This is a genomic window from Corynebacterium sp. HMSC062E11 (genome assembly GCF_001811845.1).
Lineage (GTDB): Bacteria > Actinomycetota > Actinomycetes > Mycobacteriales > Mycobacteriaceae > Corynebacterium > Corynebacterium hesseae.
This window is the reverse complement of record NZ_KV806792.1, coordinates 58,709-73,176: the sequence shown is the minus strand read 5'-3', so window position 1 is coordinate 73,176 and position 14,468 is coordinate 58,709. Positions and strand designations below refer to the sequence as shown.

Sequence of the window (14,468 nt, the reverse complement as noted above, 5' to 3'; positions counted from 1 at the left end):
CGCGTAGACAGCACGCGCCGAGGGATGCAAGTACTTGAACGGCCCAAGTCTACCGCCCGCACCGGACTTGCTCAGCGCTAGGGTGAGCACCGCGCGCATGGCGGTGCACCCACTATCGAGCAGACACCACCACCAGCATGTGGCAAAATCTGGAGCATGACTTTTAAATCTGGCGCCAATTTTGATGGTAAGCGAGCAAGCTCCGGCGGTGGAGGCCGCGGCGGCATGATCGCTACCGGCGGCGGCATTGGTTCACTCCTCCTCATCGGCCTCTATCTCCTTCTCGGCGGCGATCCCGGCGCCATCACCGGAAGCGATCCCCAGGCCGACCAGACCCAGGTCGGCCCCGAAGAAAGCGGGGAGGACGCGTTTGCGCACTGCCAAACCGCTGAAGACGGCAACAAGTATGACGATTGCCGCGTCATGTTTGCGGCCCAGTCCGTGGACAAGGTGTGGGCGCAGCAGCTACCAGACCAGGCTGGCATCGACTACGTCGAACCGGGCCGCGTCATTTTTAAAAACACCACTATGTCGGGCTGTGGCCAGGCCTCCGGCGCTACGGGTCCGTTCTACTGTCCTGCGGATGAGTCTGCATACTTTGACACTGCTTTCTTCGACCAGCTCCGCAACTTCGGCGGCGATAATGCCCCATTGGCACAGATGTATATCGTGGCCCACGAATTCGGCCACCACATCCAAAAGCTGGAAGGAACACTCAGCCTCTCGAACTACAACGAGCCCGGCGAGGATTCCAACGCGGTGAAGATTGAGCTGCAAGCCGATTGCTATGCCGGCCTGTGGGCGCACTACGCCGACAAGGGTGACGATGCCCTGCTCGAAACCATTACCGAGCAGCAGGTGACTGATGCTGTCAACACTGCACGCGCCGTGGGCGATGACAACATCCAGCGCCGCTCAGGGGGCGAAGTACGCCCCGATACGTGGACGCACGGCTCTTCCGAAGACCGTGCGCAGTCGTTCCTCGCCGGTTATAATTCCGGCAAAATGGAGCAGTGCGACACCTTAGGCCGTGGGGTTTACAAGTCTTAGGGTCTTAAGAAGCGCCCACCCCAAGGTCGCACCACCCCCAAATGTGCCACATTAGCCCAGATTAGATTCACATACACCAGGTGTTTACCTGCCGTACACCTTAATGCTTTAAGGTAGTCAAGTTCCCGCCGGTTCGTGGTGGGTTCCGCTCTGTCTTTAAAAGCATAAAAGAACTGCGCGTGATGTCATTATCACCTGCACCGCGGTAGGTATGGCGCTTCCCGCGCCAACGCCGAATGCACCCCGCCCGCGGCCTGCTCACACTGTCTCATCACGCAGCGTTCTCTTCATGAAAGGAACGACGTTTTGAGCACCGCCACGCCGACGATGCCTGATCTTGAGTCGATGAATGGCAAGAACAAGGACTGGATTTGGCACCTGTTCTTCGGCGCCATCACGGCTGTCACCCTGATCTTTTTCATCATTTGGGGCAACGGAGAAGTTGCTGAGGGAACCAACAAGGTAGTCCTTGTTACAGCAATTATCTTCGCTGTCTTTATGGCCTTCAACATTGGCGGCAATGACGTCGCCAACTCCTTCGGTACCTCCGTGGGCGCGGGAACCCTCTCCATGAAGCAGGCCCTCGCTGTCGCGGCGGTCTTTGAGGTATCCGGAGCCATCCTCGCCGGCGGCGAGGTGACTGATACGGTCCGCTCCGGAATCGTGGACCTCGATGCCATCGATGGCCTCGACCCGATGGAATTTGTCTACATCATGATGGCGTCACTCCTCGGCGCTGCCATCTGGCTTTTGGTAGCCACCCGCATGGGTTGGCCGGTTTCTACCACCCACTCCATCGTCGGCGGCATCGTCGGCGCCGCTCTGACCGTCGGCTTCATCACCGGCAAGGGCGGCATGGACATGGTGCAATGGGGCGGAATCGGCACCATCGCTTTCTCCTGGGTGCTTTCTCCGGTTCTCGGCGGTATTGCCGCATACCTCCTTTTCAAGTGGATCAAGTCTTCCATCTTGGTGTACAACGACGCTGCAGACGAACGCCTGCGTGACATCAAACTTCGCCGCGCCGAGCTGCGCAAGGAGCACAAGACCCGCTTCGAGCGTATGAACGAGCTACAGCAGATCTCCTACACAAATGCGATGGCTCGCGACGCCGCCCTTACCGCCGAAGAGGACTACGACCCAGAGGCACTCGAGTCCGACTACTACCGCGATCTGCACAACCTCAACAAGGATCTCGAGGATGTCAATGCACACCGCGCGCTCGAGAACTGGGTTCCGCTGCTCGCAGCGCTGGGTGCCGTGATTATCTCCGCGATGTTGCTCTTCAAGGGCCTGAAGCACACCGGCATCGATGTCACCGCCCTAGAAACTTTCCTAGTCATGGGCATGGTTGGAGCCATAGTCTGGATGGCCGTCTTCATCTTTGCCCGCTCCCTGAAGAAGAAGTCCCTGAAGCGCTCTACCTTCCTCCTCTTCTCGTGGATGCAGGTCTTCACCGCCTCCGCCTTTGCGTTCTCGCACGGTTCCAATGACATCGCCAACGCCATCGGCCCCTTCGCTGCAGTCTTCGATGTCTTGCAGACCAACCAGATCTCCGATGAAGTTTCCGTGCCGCTGCCGGTCATGGTAGCCATGGGCATCGCCTTGGTTTCCGGCCTTTGGTTCATCGGCCGCTTCGTCATCCAGACCGTGGGTTCTGGCCTCACTCAAATGCACCCCTCCTCCGGTTTCGCTGCCGAGCTGGCCGCTGCTGCCGTCGTCATGGCTGCTTCCCTCTTGGGCCTGCCGGTGTCCTCTACCCACATCCTCATCGGTGCCGTCCTTGGTGTCGGCATTGTGAACCACGCCGCCAACTGGAAGCTGATGAAGCCCATCGCTTTGGCATGGGTCATCACTCTTCCGGCGGCCGCCGCCATCGCTGCGGCGACGGTGTCCATCCTGCGCGTCGTCTTCTAAAGATCAACGCATCGCGCATACCGCATTCTCGCCGTGAGTTTCCCCAACCACCGGGGTTGCTCACGGCGAGATTTTTCTTATCGCTTGAGCCTTAAGCACAAATCCAAGAACCCGTACACTTAGGCGGCATGAGCGACAACTCCCTGGCCAGATTCTTTTCCGCTTTTAATGACATTGAGCAGTTCCTCCGCCAAGCTATCGGGGCAAAGAACTCTGATTCTTTCTGGTGGATTGTTGATCGCGCCCACGACAAACACCTTTTAAGCAAGCGCCAAGCAGAACAGCTGAAGGACTTTAGCAACCTTCGCAACGCCATCGCCCATGGCCGCTACTTCAGCGGTGAGCCCATCGCTACCCCACATCCTCACGTCATCAAGCAGCTCGAAAACCTGCAACGCCTGCTCACGGATCCACCCACAGCGCAGGCTCTGCTCGCTAGCCGTGACGTGACCACTCTTGCCCCTGACACCCCGATCATGGAGGCCTTGAAGCTTATTGACACGACCGGCTATTCCCAGATCCCAATCTATGAGTCCGGGACTTACCAGGCGCTTCTCACCACCAACGTCATTGCCCGATGGGTTGCGGCAGATCTCGGTGACGACGGTGTGATTAACGCGGCGTCGATTAACACGGTCCTGGAATTCGCAGAACGGAAGGACCGCGCAGAGTTCCTGCCCCGCACCGCCAGCGCGCAAGAGGTCATCGACGCCCTCACCGACCCTGCGGCAGACGGCACCCACCCCGGCGCGGTCCTTCTCACCGAGCACGGCAAGCCTTCCCAACTTCCTGTATCCATTGCAACACCTGCCGACCTCGCAACATTGGTTGCTGCAGTCGAATGGGAATAACTCCCCTCCCTAACCTTGTTGACATGACATAGAAAGGAGGATGTCATGCAATTTGGAGTCTTTAGCATCGGCGATGTCACCCAGGACCCGACCACCGGCCGCACCCCCACTGAGGCCGAGCGCATCCGCGCTATCACGGAGATTGCCCTCAAAGCAGAAGAGGTGGACCTCGACGTCTTCGCCACCGGCGAGCACCACAACCCGCCCTTTGTGCCATCAGCACCCACCACCCACCTGGCATACATTGCGGCACAGACGAAGAACCTTCAACTCTCCACTGCCACCACGCTGATCACTACCAACGACCCTGTTCGCCTCGCGGAGGACTACGCATTCCTCCAGCACCTGGCAGATGGGCGCGTCGACCTCATGCTAGGCCGCGGCAACACCGGCCCGGTTTACCCGTGGTTTGGCAAGGACATCCGTGAGGGCATTCCCCTCGCAGTGGAGAACTACCACCTACTGCGCCGCCTCTGGCGCGAACCCGTCGTGTCCTGGCAAGGAAAATTCCGCACCCCGCTGCAGGGTTTTACTTCCACACCCGCACCTCTCGATGGAATCCCACCCTTTGTCTGGCACGGCTCCATTCGCTCCCCACAGATTGCGGACCAGGCGGCTTTTTACGGCGATGGCTTCTTCCACAACAACATCTTCTGGAACAAGGAGCACACCGCGAAGATGGTGAACCTGTACCGCAATCGCTACGAGTCCTATGGCCACGGCCGCGCCGACCAGGCCATCGTGGGCCTCGGCGGGCATGTCTTCATCGCGCCCACGGAGCAGCAGGCAAAGGACTTCTTCCGCCCCTACTTCGACAATGCCCCGGTGTACGGTCATGGCCCCTCCTTGGAGGAGTTCACGGCACAGACTCCGCTCACCGTAGGCACCGTAGAGCAGGTGGTGGAGCGCACACTACAGTTCGCAGATTGGGTGGGTGATTACCAGCGCCAGCTCTTCCTCATCGACCACGCCGGACTGCCTCAAGAGGTGGTGCTCGAGCAGATCGAAATCCTTGGTACCCAGGTGGTGCCCGAGCTTCGCCGCCGCTTTGAGGAACGCCGCCCGGATCATGTACCTTCTGCCCCGCCCACCCATGCCACGCTCGGCGCTTATGCCCCGCACGCGCAGGTCAACCCTGAAGAGGAGAAATAGTTGCGCTCGCTCGTACTCGTTACGGCTGGACTTTCATCACCGTCCTCGACGCGTGCGCTTGGCGACGCCCTCTCCGCCGCCACCACCGCCCGCGTTAGTGCCCGAGGGGAAGGCATCGACGTGACCGTCGTGGAGCTGCGCGAGCTTGCCGGCGAGTTGGCAGAAGCCATGACCAACTGGGTTTCACCCACACCCCGCCTCCATGCCGCGCAGACTGCCGTGACCAAGGCGGACGGTCTCATCGCCGTCAGCCCGGTATTCCAGGGCAGTTATTCGGGTTTGTTCAAGATGTTCTTCGACACTTTAGAGCCGCATTCTCTAGAGGGACTGCCCACGCTCATCGCTGCCACCGGGGGCTCGAGCCGGCACGCGCTTGTGCTCGACTATGCTCTGCGCCCGCTGCTTAACTACCTGCATGCCACAGTGGTCCCCACCGGGATCTTCCAGGCCACGGAAGACTTTGGCACTGCAGAAGGCGCGCGCAATGACAAACGCATAGAACGCGCCGCCGAGGAGCTAGCGGACCTCATGGTGCGCCCGCTCGACCGGGTCTCTGGACTTGCCGGGAGGCTCGGCGAAGCGGAGGAAGCGCCCCAGGGGGAGCTATCACAGGACGTCGATCCAGACCCTTCAGGATTCCGCGCGCTGCTTTCCCGCCACGACGGGCAGCCGAGCTAAGCGGTTGCGGAGGGCTCTCGGTACTATCGTAAGGCGACACTTATCTAACGCTCCCAAGGAGGTTTCACCCCCACATGACAATTAGCGTGACCGATATCTTCTCCATCGGAATCGGCCCCTCCTCCTCCCATACAGTCGGCCCCATGCGCGCGGCTAAGGCCTTCCTCGAGGCGCTTGATCAACACCCGGCCAAGGTCCACACCGTACTGCGCGGTTCCCTATCCGCTACCGGCCGCGGCCACGCCACGGATCGCGCCGTGATTCTGGGCCTCGCCGGATGGGATCCGCTGTCCGTACCGCTCGACGCAGAGCCACGCGCCGATGCCTTTATCCCCACCGAGGGCACCATTTCTGGCCCCGCAGGCGAAGTGCAGTACAGCATCGAATTCAACAACGAACCGGTGCCGGAACACCCGAACTGCCTCATCTTTACGGCCTGGGGCAAGGACGGGAACGTCCTTGCCGATAGATCGGAGTATTTCTCCGTCGGCGGCGGCTTTATCCTGTCCCGCGAGGAATACGATGCCCAGCTCCAAACTGACACCGGTGTGCCAGCCGGTGTCGCCGCGGCCACCGCTGAAGACACCGTTCCTTATGAGTTCCAGTCCGGCGAACACCTGCTTCACCTGTGCGCGGCCAATGACAAAGCTATCTGGGAAATCGTCGCCGCCAACGAGGCCGTGTTGCACCGCGAAGAAGGCGGTCTCGACTACGTCTACCAGCACCTTGACTTGGTCTGGGATATCATGCGCGAGTGCGTGACCGAGGGCATTTCCTCCAAGGGAATCCTTCCCGGTGGCCTGCGCGTGAACCGCCGCGCGCCACGCATGTACCAACAACTTCTGGCCAAGCAAAACGACGAGTCCTGTGGCTTGTCCGCGATGGAATGGGTCAACCTCTACGCGCTTGCCGTCAACGAACAGAATGCCGCCGGCGGCCGCGTCATCACCGCCCCCACTAACGGCGCGTGTGGCATCATCCCCGCCGTGCTGCACTACGCGCGTGACTTCCAGGCTGATTTCACCCGCTCCGATGCCCGCCGCTACCTGCTGACCGCAGGTGCCATTGGCATCATCATCAAGTCCAATGCCTCAATTTCCGGCGCGGAGGTGGGCTGCCAGGGCGAGGTTGGCTCAGCGTCCTCCATGGCAGCTGCTGGCATGGCAGAACTACTCGGAGCAACACCGGAACAGGTGGAAAACGCCGCCGAGATTGCCCTTGAGCACAACCTCGGCCTGACCTGTGACCCCGTCGGAGGCCTCGTGCAGATTCCCTGCATCGAGCGCAACGCCATCGGCGCAGTCAAGTCCATCAACGCCGCGCGCCTTGCTCTCATGGGTGAGGGAACGCACCACGTTACCCTCGATAACGCGGTGCGCACCATGGCCGAAACCGGACGCGACATGCTCTCCAAGTACAAGGAGACCTCGCTCGGCGGCCTGGCGAAGACGATGGGCTTCACCGTCTCGCAGGTGGAGTGCTAAACGAGCTGGCGAAGCTGCTTGACGACGTCCCCCACCGGGACGTCGTGCTGCTCGTGCGCGCGCAGATCCTTCAGCGCCACGGTGCCAGACTCTAGCTCTTGGTCACCGAGGACGAGTGCGAAGCGGGCGTTGGCGCGATCAGCACCCTTCATCGCTCCCTTGAGGCCGCGGTCACCGAAGGACATATCCGCGGAAATACCGGCTTTGCGGAGATCATTAATGATGCTGACCATCTTCTTCTTTGCCGCCGCGCCCAAAGCAACGCCATAAACGGCCACGCGTTCTTCGACGCCCTCGAGCTCCACGCCCTCGGCCTCCAGGGCCAAAACCGTGCGGTCCACGCCGAGGCCGTAGCCGATACCGGACAATTCCTGTCCGCCGAGCTGAGCCATGAGGCCGTCGTAGCGGCCGCCGCCGCCAATGCCGGACTGCGCGCCGAGTCCATCGTGGACGAATTCGAAACAGGTCTTCGTGTAGTAATCAAGACCGCGGACCATGCGCGGGTTGATGGTGTAGGGCACGCCCATGTCATCGAGCAAGCCAGTGACCGTCTCAAAGTGCTCGCGGCACTCGGCATTGAGGTGGTCGAGCATGAGGGGGGCGTCGACAAGCTGCTCCTGGACCTCCGGGCGCTTGTCATCGAGCACGCGCAGCGGGTTCAGCTCCGCGCGGGCCCTGGTTTCCTCGTCGAGGTCCAGCTTGAACAGGAATTCCTGCAGCTTCTCCCGGTAGGCCGGGCGGCAGTCGTGGTCCCCCAGGCTGGTCAGCTCCAGACGGAACTGGCTAAGCCCCAGGCTGCGGTAGGAGCGGTCCGCCAGTGCGATGATTTCCGCGTCCAGCGCCGGATCATCGACACCAATGGCCTCGACGCCGACCTGCTGCAGCTGGCGGTAGCGGCCAGCCTGCGGGCGTTCGTAGCGGAAGAAGGGGCCAAAGTAATTGAGCTTGACAGGCAACTGACCGCGGTCGAGGTTGTGCTCGATAACTGAGCGCATAACACCCGCGGTGCCTTCGGGGCGCAGAGTCACGGAGCGGTCGCCGCGATCGGCGAAGGTGTACATCTCCTTCGACACGACGTCCGTGGACTCCCCCACGCCGCGGGCGAACAGCGACGTGTCCTCAAAGACGGGGAGTTCGATGTGTTGGAAGCCGGACAGATGTGCCTGATGTACGAAGGTCTCACGAACCTTGGCAAAGATGGCCGATTGCGGCGGAACGTAGTCCGGCACACCCTTGGGCGCGGACAGGGCTTTGAACTGCTTCTTATCACTCACGCCCTTTAGAGTACATCCCCCGCCGCACGGAGAAACGGATTAGTCGCGCGTTCGCGGCGCATCGTCGATGTTGGGCCGTGGCCCGGCAAGATGGCAAGGGAATCATCAAGGCCCCACACCGGACCGCGCAATGAGCGCTGCATCGCCGCGGGATCGGAATGCGGAAGGTCTGTACGGCCGATCGAGCCCTTGAATAACACGTCACCGGTCAGCGCAAAATCCTCGGCCACGAGCATGACGCAACCCGGTGAATGCCCCGGCGCATGGAGTAATTCAAACTCCAGGCCGACGAGGCTCAGCGTCTCACCACCCAGCAGATCACGCCGGTCCGCCACCTGCTTCATGGAAGCGGCGGCGAAAAGCATCTGCGATTCGGGAGATACTCCGGAGCCATCCACCAACATGAACGCGTCATCCGGGTGGATGTAGACCGGCAGGTTAAACTCAGCGGCATCACGCGTGTGGTCAATGTGACCGTGGGTGAGCACGACGGCCTCAAATTCCAGGGACTTCTCACGCGCGAGCTGCTCAAGGCGCTCGCGTGTGTGCATCCCTGGGTCCACGATGAACGCCCGCGAGCCGTTAGCCACAACATAGGTGTTGGTTTTATAAGGCCCTGCGGCGAAACCGTAGATATCGGGTGTGTTCATTACTTGAGGGCGGCCAAAGCTGCGTCGTAGTCCGGCTCCGTCGTAACCTCTGGAACCAGCTCGGTGTAGGTCACCTTGTGGTTCTCGTCGGTGACGATGACCGCGCGGGCACACAGGCCCTTGAGCGGGGAGCCTTCCAGGACGAGGCCCAGCTTGTCGGCGAAATCGGAGCGGAAATCAGAAGCGCTGACGACGTTGTCGATACCTTCAGCAGCGCAGAAACGCTCCTGTGCGAAAGGCAGGTCACGGGAGACGGACAGGACAACGGTGTTCTCCAGACCAGCCGCCTCTTGATTGAACTTGCGCAGCTGCGCTGCACACACGCCGGTATCCACGGACGGGAAGCAGGACACCACCAGGCGCTTACCAGCAAAGTCCGCATTGGTCAGCTCAGACAAGTCGGTGCCGACGAGGGTGAAGTCCGGCAGCGCGTCACCGACCTTCGGCAGCTCAGCATTGGTTTCGACGGGTTCATTCTGAAAATTCGTAGTAGCCATGGCACCCAAGCGTACTGACGTGCGGGGCGGCGCGCCACGGTGAACTACCGTGCGGTTAGGATAGGTGGGTCAAAGTTTTTAAACCACCACTGTGGAGGAAACATAGGTGTCTACTAACAGCCAGCGCTTGGATGATGCGCTCAACCAGCTCGATCGCGAGCTGAAATCCCGCGACCGTAAACAGAAGAGCCGCCCGCTCGGCGTCGTTTTGATGGCCGCCGTCGTTATTGTTGCCCTCGTCGGCGGTATCTGGTTCTTGGCCACGCGCTCGCCGGAGGAAGAAGAGATTCAGGCCTCGGAAACCTCCGCCGCCGATACGCCCACTGAAGCCCCTACCGCCGAAGCATTGAGCGGCAAGCGTGCTAAGCCGCTCGGTGAGACCGTCACCTGCGAGTACAACGAGACTGGCGACGCTTCCCGCGATGTCCCTACTCCGCAAGGAAAGAACATTCCTGCCAAGGGTGAGGTGACCGTCAATTTCGCCACCAAGCAAGGCGATATTGAGATGACTCTCGATCGCTCACTTGCTCCGTGTACCGTCAACGCAATCACGGACATGATTTCCGCGAAGTACTACGACGACACCGTGTGCCACCGCATGACGGAGGGCACCCTCTCCGTCCTGCAGTGCGGTGATCCGACCGGCAAGGGTTCTGGTGGACCGGGCTTCCAGTTTGCCAATGAGTACCCCACCGATGAGGCTGACGACGCCGCTAAGGCACAGCCTGCTCTGTACCCGAAGGGTTCCATCGCCATGGCTAATGCCGGCGAAGACACCAATGGTTCCCAGTTCTTCATTAACTATAAGGACTCGCAGCTTCCGCCCTCCTACACCTATTTTGGCGACCTGACGGAGAAGGGACAGAAGACCATCGACGCCATCGCTGCCAAGGGTGTCAAGGATGGGCAGTCCGACGGCGCTCCCGCTGAAGAAGTTCGCATCACCAAGGCAACCGTCGAGAGCTAAGTTTTACCCCCTTTACGGTGGCCGGCCCCGCTCGCATTCAGCGAGCGGGGCCTTTCCCATTCCAACCGCCCCTCCCCACCTGGATTAAGAATTTCTTAGCCTTGAGCTGTTCATTTGGCAAACTATTACCCACGTCCACAACCTGCACCGGACCAAACCCCAGCTCACATGCCGCGGACAGCCGCCACACAGATTCATCAATTGATTGTCAGATCCCTTGCAAAACCCGCAATGCCTCAGTAGCATCTGTGAGGTCTTTGAAATTCCCGAGATGTATAAGGAACGAGAATGAAGCTCTTCTCCCGTAAGGCCCTTGTCGCTGCCGCTACCACCGCTGCCGTTTCCCTGTCCGGCGTGACCGTTGCTAACGCTGAGACCGCCAACGATAACACCGCCGCGGTAAACGAACCCACCAACGACGCTCCTAAGTCTGAGGGCGAGGACAACAACAAGAAGGACGACAAGAAGGACGACAAGAAGGACGAGGAGTCTTCTTCTTCCTCCTCCGATGACTCCGAGGGTTCCTCCATCTCCGACATGAAGCCGTCCGAGATCCGCGACTGGATCGCTGTCTTCACCGCCATCATCGGCGCTCTGGGCACCGTCTTCGCTTTCTACAACAAGAACTTCGCGAAGTAAGTCAGACCCACTTAAGTCAGACTTTCCGTTCACATTCGAATCAGATTAGGAAATCCTATGAAGTTCTTCTCCCGTAAGTCCATCGTTGCCGCTGCTACCGCTGCAACCATCGCTTTCTCCGGCACCGCAGTTGCTTCCGCAGCTCCGGTTGAGGATGACAGCTCCTCCAAGGCTTTCTTCGCTCTCTCCTCCGACGATGAGGGTAACGTCAGCCCGAAGGAAATCCGCGAGTGGATTAAGGTCTTCACCTCCATCATCGGCGCCATGGATGACGCAATGCGTCTCGGCGATAAGCTCGCTGGTATCAAGTAAGCCACAAGCGCCGCTCTCTCCCCTTGCGCAATCCGCGCAGGGGGAGATTTTTCGTTTTCCTGGACAGCGGATTCAACGCCCAAACACGACGCGGCTTCTAAGCCCGGCTACTCTTGCAACCTAGAAGACTGTTCCTAGTCCTGTGCATCTACTTCCTCGATGCGCTCGGCGCCGAGAACGTCCTTGAATACGGAGGCATCAACAAGCTGGCCTCGTCGGATGACGGAAATCTGGCCGGTTGGCTCCAGGATCATCAGTTGCACATCGCTGCGCCGGCCGAGGCCAGCTTTACGCACGGCGGAGTTAATGTCTCTTTCAGTGATGTGGGCGAAACTCATATTGTCTTCCTGCAGCTGCCCCTTATAGACCAGCAATACCGGCTTGCGGTCAATAAACCGTGACCACGTCACCAATTGGCGGAATGTGCCGAAGGCGGCCTCCAAAAGCATGAGGGTAAACAGGCCAATGATGCCGGCGGCAAGCGTCGGTGGGTTGCCCACAATAACGCGGCCCGAGACCGCACCAAACATAATGATGATGACAGCATCAGAGGCAGTGATGGACGTCAGAACACGGCTGCCAAAGAGCTTGACCAAGACCATAAAGGCCAAATAAATCCCCAGCGTCGCGAGCATCACCAGTGGGATTCGGTGAGGCTCGATACCTAGCTGGTACATTGCCTCGCGTCCAAACAGCCTCAGTGTATCCACAGCTTTCCACCATACCTTCCGCATGAGGAAAGCCCGCACGATAGTGCGGGCTTGTGCATCAGTACAGACTAGATGTTGAACTGCTTGCGCAGCTGCTCAATCAGCTGCTGCACCGGTGCTGGGAGCGCAGCAACCGGCATGTTGATGGCACCAATCACAGCGGCAATGGCGGCGGCGATAGCGGCGGTGATACCCACACCTAGGCCGATGGAGGAAGCTGCATCCTTGGCGGAACCAGTATCCTTCGGGTCCTTCGCGTCGTCGTCACCGTCGAGGGAAATCGGAAGGGCGGCTTCAGTGCCAGCATCGGTAGTAATGAGCAGCTTCTGCTCGCCCTTCAGACCCTCCGGGATGGTGAGCTTGACGGTTGCACGCCCGCGCTCGCCGAACTGCTCGTCACCGGGCTGTGCTGCGTTGTCAATGTCTGCCTCGGCCTTAGCGTCACCCAGTGCAACGGTGACCTTCTTAGCCTGTGGCTCTTCTGCGTTGGAGTAGTTCAGGGAGGAAAGGTCGACTGTGATCTCCTCCCCCGGCTTCAGGTCACCAGACACGTGGGCACCGATCTGCCCCTGGCCGGTGCGGACCTTGGACTCGCCGGAAGCGATGTAGTCAATCATCGCCTGGGTGTCCATGTAGCCAACGTCATTGCGGTTCTTGATGGAACCGGGCTCAAAGAAGCCATCGCCGCCGGCCTCCGTCTCGCTGGAGGCAAGGAAGGAGGACAGAGCAATGCTGTAGTTCTTCTCCGGGTCAATCGGTTCACCGTTAATGGTGACAGACTTAACGCGCTTGCCCTGCTCAGCCTTCTGGTCGTAGACAACGGTGACGTTGTTGGACAGGCCCAGAGCCAGGCGCGGGCGCGACTGGCCAGGCTTCCACTGGTTCTCCAGTGCGGTGATGAAGGCAGCGCCGCTGACCTCCGCGGTAATCACGGAGTTACCGAAAGGCTGGACGGCAAAGATGTCCTGGTAGGAAACATCACCTTGCTTGAGGTCGGCGCGCACACCGCCTGCGTTCATGACACCGATTTCGATGTCCTTGTCCGTCTGCTTAGATAGAGCAAAGCGCTGGCCATCGGCAATAAAGTTGTTGAGGGTCGACTCCACACCGCGGTTGGTACCGGTGTCCTTGCCCTCATCAGAACCGCGGTACATGGCCTTCTCGGTGGTACCAGCAGTCTTGGCACCCTCAATCTCCGCTACCTTCTTTGCTTCCTCGACAACCTTAGCTACCTCGGGGTCGTCTTCGAGGCCCTGCAGCTGGGCGAAGACCTCTGCGTTGGCCACGTCGTACTGCTTGAGATCAATCTTGGTGATTTTCTTCTCGGCTTTGTCGAAGGTGATGTCGGCGTCGTTAAGCACCTTGCCGTACTCGTAGCCCTGTGCCCAGTACAGCGGCATTGCCCCCTCACGAGCAACCTCGCCCTGGGTCTTAACGTGAGTATCACCGCCAAAGAGGATATCCACATCCTTGCTGAAGCCCTCCGCGTACTGCTGAGCGTCCTCGTGCATGAGCGCCACAACGACGTCAGCCTTGCCGGATTCCTTCAGTCGGCTGGCTTCCTTATTGGTGGCCTCGACCGGGTCGGAGAACTCGACGCCCGGGATGGACGCAGCGGACACCTTGTACTTGGTGTTCTCGGTGACGGTACCAACGAAGCCCACCTTCACGCCGTCTACCTCCTTGACGAAGGAAGCATCGAGCAGGGGCTTGCCATCTTTGGTGACGTTGGCGCCCAGGATCGGGAAGTTGGACTGGTCCTTGATACGGCCCATCAGGTCATCGGTGCCCTTGTCGAACTCGTGGTTGCCCACGGCCGTGACATCGAGATTCATAGCATTGAGGGCCTCGTTGGTGTACTTGTCCTCAGAAATCGCAGACACAAAAGCGGAACCACCAACGTTATCACCGGAGGAGGTCAAGGCGTACTCCTGGTCCTTGTTGACGGCCTTGATGAGCGCAGCCATGCGAGCAGCGCCCATCTCGGAGTAGCCAACCAGTTCCTCGGATTCCTTGTCAAAGTTTTCGGCCAGCTCAAGGTGGCCGTGGAAGTCGGTGAAGTTGGTGACGGAAATGGTCACCTGGTCGGCCTCAGCGGCGAAGGCAGGCGCGCCGGAGACGGCAACGGCGGTGACGGTGGTGGCGGCCAGAAGCTGGCCAAAGCGACGGAAGTTCACGTGGATCTCCTGGGTATGAGAGAAATCTTGTCCACGTGTTTATAACGCATCCATCACGATTGCGCAGCGCTTGCTGACGCCACGACCAGCGCGTTCACCAAACATCTCCC

General features: G+C 59.9%; 14 protein-coding genes. 9 read left to right on the top strand and 5 right to left on the bottom strand.

From position 1 onward, the window contains the following. Positions 1 to 156 precede the first annotated feature (156 nt). The 6 genes from HMPREF2822_RS05750 to HMPREF2822_RS05725 all read left to right on the top strand — a co-directional run bounded on the left by HMPREF2822_RS05750 (position 157) and on the right by HMPREF2822_RS05725 (position 7,132). Complete coding sequence (locus HMPREF2822_RS05750; protein ID WP_070522171.1) at positions 157 to 1,050, top strand: KPN_02809 family neutral zinc metallopeptidase; 894 nt, start codon at positions 157 to 159, stop codon at positions 1,048 to 1,050. Between the two features lie 327 nt (positions 1,051 to 1,377). After that, positions 1,378 to 2,967 carry an inorganic phosphate transporter gene (locus HMPREF2822_RS05745; RefSeq protein ID WP_198530273.1) on the top strand — a complete coding sequence of 530 codons (1,590 nt, stop codon included), beginning with the start codon at positions 1,378 to 1,380 and terminating at the stop codon, positions 2,965 to 2,967. Between the two features lie 128 nt (positions 2,968 to 3,095). Beyond that, on the top strand, positions 3,096 to 3,818 hold the full coding sequence (locus HMPREF2822_RS05740) for a CBS domain-containing protein (RefSeq protein ID WP_070522165.1): 723 nt from the start codon (positions 3,096 to 3,098) through the stop codon (positions 3,816 to 3,818). Positions 3,819 to 3,863: 45 nt separating this feature from the next. Then, entirely contained in the window at positions 3,864 to 4,970 is a 1,107-nt protein-coding gene (locus HMPREF2822_RS05735; protein ID WP_070522160.1) for an LLM class flavin-dependent oxidoreductase, read from the top strand. Next, on the top strand, positions 4,971 to 5,648 hold the full coding sequence (locus HMPREF2822_RS05730) for an FMN reductase (RefSeq protein ID WP_070522158.1): 678 nt from the start codon (positions 4,971 to 4,973) through the stop codon (positions 5,646 to 5,648). A gap of 74 nt (positions 5,649 to 5,722) precedes the next feature. Continuing rightward, positions 5,723 to 7,132 carry an L-serine ammonia-lyase gene (locus HMPREF2822_RS05725; RefSeq protein ID WP_070522155.1) on the top strand — a complete coding sequence of 470 codons (1,410 nt, stop codon included), beginning with the start codon at positions 5,723 to 5,725 and terminating at the stop codon, positions 7,130 to 7,132. Here HMPREF2822_RS05725 and hisS read toward each other — a convergent pair. Genes hisS through tpx form a run of 3 tightly spaced genes read right to left on the bottom strand, consistent with a single transcriptional unit; the run spans position 7,129 to position 9,553 of the window. After that, the gene (gene hisS / locus HMPREF2822_RS05720) at positions 7,129 to 8,406 is read right to left on the bottom strand and encodes a histidine--tRNA ligase (RefSeq protein ID WP_070522152.1); all 1,278 of its coding nucleotides are present in this window, start codon (positions 8,404 to 8,406) and stop codon (positions 7,129 to 7,131) included. The genes HMPREF2822_RS05725 and hisS overlap by 4 nt on opposite strands. Positions 8,407 to 8,411: 5 nt before the next feature. Continuing rightward, complete coding sequence (locus HMPREF2822_RS05715) at positions 8,412 to 9,056, bottom strand: MBL fold metallo-hydrolase (protein WP_070522149.1); 645 nt, start codon at positions 9,054 to 9,056, stop codon at positions 8,412 to 8,414. Then, positions 9,056 to 9,553 carry a thiol peroxidase gene (gene tpx / locus HMPREF2822_RS05710; RefSeq protein WP_070522146.1) on the bottom strand — a complete coding sequence of 166 codons (498 nt, stop codon included), beginning with the start codon at positions 9,551 to 9,553 and terminating at the stop codon, positions 9,056 to 9,058. Before tpx ends, HMPREF2822_RS05715 begins: the two co-directional genes overlap by 1 nt. Before the next feature lie 106 nt (positions 9,554 to 9,659). On the opposite strand from tpx, the gene HMPREF2822_RS05705 reads away from it, so the two are divergent. The 3 genes from HMPREF2822_RS05705 to HMPREF2822_RS05695 all read left to right on the top strand — a co-directional run bounded on the left by HMPREF2822_RS05705 (position 9,660) and on the right by HMPREF2822_RS05695 (position 11,471). Further along, positions 9,660 to 10,520 carry a peptidylprolyl isomerase gene (locus HMPREF2822_RS05705; RefSeq protein WP_070522143.1) on the top strand — a complete coding sequence of 287 codons (861 nt, stop codon included), beginning with the start codon at positions 9,660 to 9,662 and terminating at the stop codon, positions 10,518 to 10,520. Between the two features lie 288 nt (positions 10,521 to 10,808). After that, entirely contained in the window at positions 10,809 to 11,159 is a 351-nt protein-coding gene (locus HMPREF2822_RS05700) for a hypothetical protein (RefSeq protein WP_070522140.1), read from the top strand. Between the two features lie 57 nt (positions 11,160 to 11,216). After that, the gene (locus tag HMPREF2822_RS05695) at positions 11,217 to 11,471 is read left to right on the top strand and encodes a hypothetical protein (protein WP_070522137.1); all 255 of its coding nucleotides are present in this window, start codon (positions 11,217 to 11,219) and stop codon (positions 11,469 to 11,471) included. 134 nt (positions 11,472 to 11,605) lie between these two features. Here HMPREF2822_RS05695 and HMPREF2822_RS05690 read toward each other — a convergent pair whose 3' ends face one another. Next, entirely contained in the window at positions 11,606 to 12,148 is a 543-nt protein-coding gene (locus HMPREF2822_RS05690) for a DUF421 domain-containing protein (RefSeq protein WP_185963378.1), read from the bottom strand. Between the two features lie 101 nt (positions 12,149 to 12,249). After that, positions 12,250 to 14,358, bottom strand: coding sequence for a bifunctional metallophosphatase/5'-nucleotidase (locus tag HMPREF2822_RS05685; protein ID WP_070522132.1), 2,109 nt, complete (start codon positions 14,356 to 14,358; stop codon positions 12,250 to 12,252). Positions 14,359 to 14,468 lie beyond the last annotated feature (110 nt).

Bases quoted from the DNA above. Each gene is read 5' to 3' on its own strand.
- HMPREF2822_RS05750 (WP_070522171.1), top strand. From the start codon at position 157: ATGACTTTTAAATCTGGCGCCAATTTTGATGGTAAGCGAGCAAGCTCC.
- HMPREF2822_RS05745 (WP_198530273.1), top strand. From the start codon at position 1,378: ATGCCTGATCTTGAGTCGATGAATGGCAAGAACAAGGACTGGATTTGG.
- HMPREF2822_RS05715 (WP_070522149.1), bottom strand. From the start codon at position 9,056: ATGAACACACCCGATATCTACGGTTTCGCCGCAGGGCCTTATAAAACC.
- HMPREF2822_RS05725 (WP_070522155.1), top strand. From the start codon at position 5,723: ATGACAATTAGCGTGACCGATATCTTCTCCATCGGAATCGGCCCCTCC.
- tpx (WP_070522146.1), bottom strand. From the start codon at position 9,553: ATGGCTACTACGAATTTTCAGAATGAACCCGTCGAAACCAATGCTGAG.
- HMPREF2822_RS05695 (WP_070522137.1), top strand. From the start codon at position 11,217: ATGAAGTTCTTCTCCCGTAAGTCCATCGTTGCCGCTGCTACCGCTGCA.
- HMPREF2822_RS05700 (WP_070522140.1), top strand. From the start codon at position 10,809: ATGAAGCTCTTCTCCCGTAAGGCCCTTGTCGCTGCCGCTACCACCGCT.
- HMPREF2822_RS05690 (WP_185963378.1), bottom strand. From the start codon at position 12,148: ATGTACCAGCTAGGTATCGAGCCTCACCGAATCCCACTGGTGATGCTC.
- HMPREF2822_RS05740 (WP_070522165.1), top strand. From the start codon at position 3,096: ATGAGCGACAACTCCCTGGCCAGATTCTTTTCCGCTTTTAATGACATT.
- HMPREF2822_RS05735 (WP_070522160.1), top strand. From the start codon at position 3,864: ATGCAATTTGGAGTCTTTAGCATCGGCGATGTCACCCAGGACCCGACC.